This is a genomic window from Maribacter sp., assembly GCF_049667165.1.
In the GTDB taxonomy this organism is placed as follows: Bacteria; Bacteroidota; Bacteroidia; order Flavobacteriales; family Flavobacteriaceae; genus Maribacter_A.
Genome location: NZ_JBATHS010000368.1, coordinates 1 through 5520 on the forward strand (window position 1 = coordinate 1; position 5520 = coordinate 5520).

Sequence of the window (5520 nt, forward strand, 5' to 3'; positions counted from 1 at the left end):
AGGTTTCACTTCCAAGGTCCGTAACTACATTCCCTAGGGCATAACGGGCGAGCACATCGGAATATTCCTCTTCCGTGGTGTGGTATAGTGAGGCGATTAGTTTCAGGGTAACAGCTTCATTGAGAAAATAACTGGCCTTCACCGCGCCCAGCGCCGTTGCATATTTGTTGTTCTCACCGCCTGAGTAATGTACTAAAAGGGCCTTAGGATCAGCAAGTGTTCCGAAATTCGTCTGCCTGTCCAAAGGCTCGTTTTGATAATCATTGATCGACACATGGCCTAAAACATCAAAATGAAGTTGGTTGTTTAGTCGATACGTGGCATACCCCTGAAAATCGGCGAATACCGGATTGAAATTTGAATTTGTCTGTTGGCTATTGACCAAAAGACCATTATTTCGGTATCGTGCCCCGGTAATGTAAGAGAGCTTTTTATTCTTTGACAGGTTTTCAAGGGCCACACTTGCCCCCAATAAACTTACCTCCGTTTGTGCTCCAAAGGCCACGGGGCTTTTATAGGTGATATCCAAAACCGAAGAAAGCTTATCCCCGTATTTCGCTTGAAAACCACCTGGGGAGAATTCCACTTTGCGTATCATGTCAGCATTCACAATGCTCAAGCCTTCCTGTTGTGCCGCACGGATTAAAAACGGACGATACACCTCAATTTCGTTGATATAGACCAGATTTTCATCATAATTGCCCCCACGTACAGCATATTGGGTACTCAATTCATTATTGGAGGAAACCCCCGGTAGAAGTTTAAGGATATTCTCTACCCCGGCATTGGCTCCTGGTATTTGTCGCACCATGCTCGGGGAAATGCTTGTGATTCCGTCAACCTTTTTTTCACCGGTAGCTGAAATCGTTACTCCATCGATCTGTGTTATTTTTGCGTCAAGTACCGGGTTGAATTCATAGATTTCGTTTGTTTTAAGGATCAAGTTCTCCAAAACCACGGCCTTATGGCCTATATGGGAAAATACGATGCGGTTCTCTTGTTCGGCAACAACCTGCAATATGAAATAGCCGCTAAGGTCTGTTGCGGTGCCCCCTGAAGGACTTACAATGTTTACCTCTGACAGCGGATGTTTATTTTCATCGAATACAATGCCCGTAATCGTTGCGGTTTGCGCCCAAATGTGGATATAAGGGTACAGAAAAAATAAAAATAAAGTTGTCTTGGGACACTTCAAAGTGTTTTATTTTCTAAAGAATGAAACTTCGTATGTATTGGCATTGCCTACATTATCAGTAACGGTAACCTTAAGGACACATTGTTTTTTATTTAAAATCATGTCATCGAAATTATAGGTAAGCGTATTCGTTTTGGGTTCATATTCCATGAGGATCCAGTCTCCGTTCAGGGTGGCCGAATAGGTGTCTATACCACTTAGGTCATCTGATATTTTTAGACTTAAATAACGGTAGTTGTTCAGCCATTGCTTGTCCTTGAAGTTCTTGGTATTGATTTTAGGGGCAATAGTATCCTTGGCCAAAGTATACGTACCTAAGTTTCGGGTTCTGGTGGTAAATGTGTTCCCTCGCTTATAGGTCGATGCATAGGAAGGTTTTAAATCCTTGTCCAAACGGGCTATGAAAAGTTGTTTGCGTTCTGCCTCCGAATATTTTGACACATCAAAGGTCAACGTGAAATTCCTGTGGGCAGGTACCCTGTTATTGTGTACGGTTACCGTATCGGTGCCTTTCTTCAAATCAATATAAAAATCCTCGTAGAACGTATTGGCCGGAAAATAGACTTTGGCCAATCCGAGGTCAAAGTTATTCGGGCGATTGGCAACAATATAGCTTTCGGTTTTAGGGATTTCATCAGGAATTTTCAAGTCTTGTCTTTTTCCTTCCACGGGAATAACCAATTTAGTCAAATTACCTTCCAAATCAAAAATCAACAATTCGACGGTATAGGAAAGTCCTTCTTTAACAACAATTTTACCATCATTGACCAAGGTATTATAAATGCTCAAACGGTTGCCTGGGGATTTGAAGCATTTTTGGATACGTTGTTTGTATTTGCCGAAATGATCATAATCGATCAATGTATTGATATAGCGTGTTTCAGAGAATGAGAAGGTCTCAAAGTCGTAATCGGTATAGACTTGTCCGTTAACCACTTGGCGAACGGAATATACCCCATTCTTATTGGCGGCCATATCCTGCCGGTCAAAACCAATAAAACCGAAGCCAATGGTACCCGCTGCCGTTACCTTATCTGCGAGGAAGGAACCGTCTTTTTGACGCGTGAAATTCAGCTGTGTCTTTATGGCACTTTGGTTCACTTGTGCATTTTCTGAAAGTGGATAACCATAAAGGCTTACCAAAGTAGGGTTGGTGGCGTCGCGTATTTCAAGTCCATATAAAAGCGGGTTCGTTGGTTTTTCTGAAATACTGCTCCTGATTTCAAAATGTAAGTGGGGGCCAGAGGAACCTCCGGTATTGCCACTGTACGCTATGACCTCTTCCTTATCCAGTTTTATCTCCCCATATTCGGGAAATAGCTCTACCTCATACGATTTTTTATCGTACTGCATCTTTTTGACGTAGGCTTCGATCTTGGGAGCAAATTTTTGTAAATGCCCATAGACAGAGGTATATCCGTTGGGATGTGCGACATAGAGGACTTTACCATATCCCCATAATGAAACTTTTATTCGGGTTATCGTCCCATCCCCAATGGCATAAACAGGAAGGCCCTCTCTTTGCTGTGTCTTGATATCGATGCCGGAATGAAAATGATTGGATCTCAATTCTCCAAAAGTTCCCGCCAGCACTAGAGGAATGTCCAAAGGTGGGCGAAATGCTTCCTTGGGATAATTCTCCTGGGCCAAGAGCGCGAAAGAGAAAATAAATGAAAATAAAAAAACAAGGGATGTACTACGCATAATCTATTTAATTGATAACAATGTAACCAAATACCTTGCAATTTATTTTATGCATGGGGTATTGGAAACCTTGAATACGCGATAAAATTAATCAGATGAATATAATTAACCGCCTCGAAGGGGAAAAAACTGTTTCGATTTTTCAATGTTACATGCAATAGGCCAATCAACAGCAGGGTTTAAAGTAATACTTAAAGAATATTTCGAAAAACTATTGCCCAGTCATTATATCTATGTTAACTTTGTGTAATACGCATTGAGTTTTGTATATGAGTGAATTGGTGAAAATTGTTGATTCCCTAGAAAACAAGATTAGTAAGTTGTTGCATAAATTGGAGATGTTGCAGCAGACTAACGAAAAGTTGGAAGAGGAATTGGTTTCAACACGAAACCAGAAGAATTCAACCGAGCTAACCGTTTCCGAATGGGAGCAAAAGTATAATTCACTTAAACTCGCAAATTCGATGCTTGGCAGTAATACAAATAAAACAGAAGCTAAGCTTAAGATAAATACGTTGATCAGGGAGTTGGACCATTGTATTGCCCAACTTTCCGAGTAAGGTTTAAAAAGGATGTCAGAAAGACTCAAAATAAAGCTTTCCATTGCAGAAAGGGTGTACCCTTTAACAATAGACCCCAGCCAAGAGGAAGGGTTGCGGAAAGCGGCGAAGAACATTGAGCAATTGGCAAAGAAGTTTGAACAGAATTATGCCGTAAGGGACAAACAAGACGTGCTTGCCATGTGCGCACTGCAGTTTGCCTCAAAAATTGAACAAAAAGGCATTGATCAATCTGAAGGAAACCAAGAGGCCACTGAACGATTAAGGGCATTGGACGAACTGGTGAATTCGAAGCTTGGTATTAAATAAGTTCTTTTAAATAGCATTAAGTTACTGCCCACATTGGTAATATCTTTTGACGAACTCAACATTAATTTGTTTAAAAAGGGTGAGTTTAGATTGTAAAAGCATGCCCTACTTGTATAGGGATCCTTGATCAGTCTGTTAGCCCTAAACCTGTTTTCTGGAGTTTGTACAAAACTTCTCCAATGTGGGTTTTTTTATATTAAATTTTGAAATTATGGACAGTACCACACTCATATTAGTTGCGCTAGCGGGCCTTATTATCGGATTTGTGATTGCGAAAATCCTAGAGAAAGGCAAAGCATCAAAAACGGTGGCCAACGCAAAAAAGGAAGCGAACGCCATCCTTAAAGAGGCCAATCTCGAAGGGGAGAACGTTAAGAAAGACAAGATTTTCCAGGCCAAGGAGAAGTTCTTGGAACTCAAGGCCGAACACGAGAAAGTCATCATCAACAAGGATAAAAAAATATCCGAGGCTGAGAAAAGGGTCAGGGATAAGGAATCCCAGGTCAGTAATGAATTGGCGAAAAGCAAAAAACTGAACGAGCAGTTGGAAGTTAAGATCAAGGATGTGGCCCATAAGGAGGAGTTTTATGACAAAAAACAGGCTGAACTTGAAAAACTGCATACGAATCAGGTACAACAGCTCGAGGTGATATCAGGTCTATCGGCCGAAGAAGCAAAAAGTCAATTGATGGAATCCCTTAAAGAGACCGCCAAAAGCGATGCCATGGCCTATTTGCAGACGACCATGGAAGAAGCCAAACTTACCGCCCAGCAAGAAGCGCGAAAAATAGTGATCAATACCATTCAACGTATCGGGACCGAGGAAGCCGTAGAGAATTGTGTTTCGGTTTTCAATTTGGAATCCGATGATGTCAAAGGGCGGATCATTGGACGTGAGGGTAGAAATATACGGGCTATTGAAGCAGCGACCGGAGTTGAGATCATTGTTGATGATACGCCGGAAGCGATTATTCTTTCCTGTTTTGATTCGGTACGTCGGGAAATCGCAAGGTTGTCCTTACATAAATTGGTGACCGACGGAAGGATCCACCCGGCACGAATTGAGGAAATCGTCAAAAAGACCGAAAAGCAAATAGAACAGGAAATAGTGGAGATCGGTAAGCGGACTGTAATCGATCTTGGGATCCATGGCTTGCACCCTGAATTGATCAAAGCGGTCGGTAGAATGAAATACCGTTCGTCCTATGGGCAGAACCTGTTGCAACACTCCAGGGAAGTGGCCAAGCTTTGCGGGGTAATGGCAGCGGAACTGGGATTGAATACGAAATTGGCCAAACGTGCCGGACTTTTACATGATATCGGTAAAGTGCCAAATACAGAGGCTGAGGTTGAAACTCCGCACGCCATATTAGGTATGCAATGGGCCGAAAAGTATGGCGAGAAACCAGATGTATGCAATGCCATTGGTGCCCACCATGACGAAATTGAAATGAAAACATTGATTTCACCGATCGTTCAGGTTTGTGATGCGATCAGTGGGGCACGACCAGGTGCCAGAAGACAGGTATTGGATTCTTATATTCAACGTTTGAAAGATCTGGAAGAGATTGCCTTTGCCTTTGGTGGTGTGCAAAAAGCGTATGCGATACAAGCAGGTAGGGAACTTCGGGTTATTGTAGAAAGTGAAAAGGTAAGTGATGAGAAAGCGGCCCAGTTATCTTTTGAGATATCCCAAAAAATACAAACCGATATGACCTATCCAGGTCAGGTAAAGGTCACGGTAATTCGGGA

General features: G+C 42.1%; 5 protein-coding genes and 1 other RNA gene. 4 read left to right on the forward strand and 2 right to left on the reverse strand.

The genetic code is table 11. The annotated features are described in order from the left end of the window. The coding region (locus WBM98_RS16680) for a carboxypeptidase-like regulatory domain-containing protein (protein ID WP_424367151.1) at positions 1-1195 on the reverse strand (1195 nt) is incomplete at its 3' end. 6 nt (positions 1196-1201) lie between these two features. Continuing rightward, positions 1202-2899 (reverse strand): M23 family metallopeptidase, encoded by a 1698-nt coding sequence (locus WBM98_RS16685; protein WP_424367152.1) that lies wholly within the window; start codon positions 2897-2899, stop codon positions 1202-1204. Between the two features lie 269 nt (positions 2900-3168). Here WBM98_RS16685 and WBM98_RS16690 point away from each other — a divergent pair, with 269 nt between their 5' ends. The 4 genes from WBM98_RS16690 to rny all read left to right on the forward strand — a co-directional run. Beyond that, on the forward strand, positions 3169-3459 hold the full coding sequence (locus WBM98_RS16690) for a hypothetical protein (protein WP_424367153.1): 291 nt from the start codon (positions 3169-3171) through the stop codon (positions 3457-3459). A gap of 12 nt (positions 3460-3471) precedes the next feature. Then, complete coding sequence (locus WBM98_RS16695) at positions 3472-3768, forward strand: cell division protein ZapA (protein ID WP_424367154.1); 297 nt, start codon at positions 3472-3474, stop codon at positions 3766-3768. A 53-nt stretch (positions 3769-3821) separates the two neighbouring features. Beyond that, positions 3822-3931, forward strand: a non-coding RNA gene (gene ssrS / locus WBM98_RS16700) — 6S RNA. A 48-nt stretch (positions 3932-3979) separates the two neighbouring features. After that, a partial coding sequence (rny, locus tag WBM98_RS16705) for a ribonuclease Y (RefSeq protein ID WP_424367155.1) occupies positions 3980-5520 on the forward strand: 1541 nt, incomplete at its 3' end.

Excerpts from the sequence above, each read along its gene's own strand:
- WBM98_RS16685 (WP_424367152.1), bottom strand. The coding sequence starts at position 2,899 with ATGCGTAGTACATCCCTTGTTTTTTTATTTTCATTTATTTTCTCTTTC.
- WBM98_RS16690 (WP_424367153.1), top strand. The coding sequence starts at position 3,169 with ATGAGTGAATTGGTGAAAATTGTTGATTCCCTAGAAAACAAGATTAGT.
- WBM98_RS16695 (WP_424367154.1), top strand. The coding sequence starts at position 3,472 with ATGTCAGAAAGACTCAAAATAAAGCTTTCCATTGCAGAAAGGGTGTAC.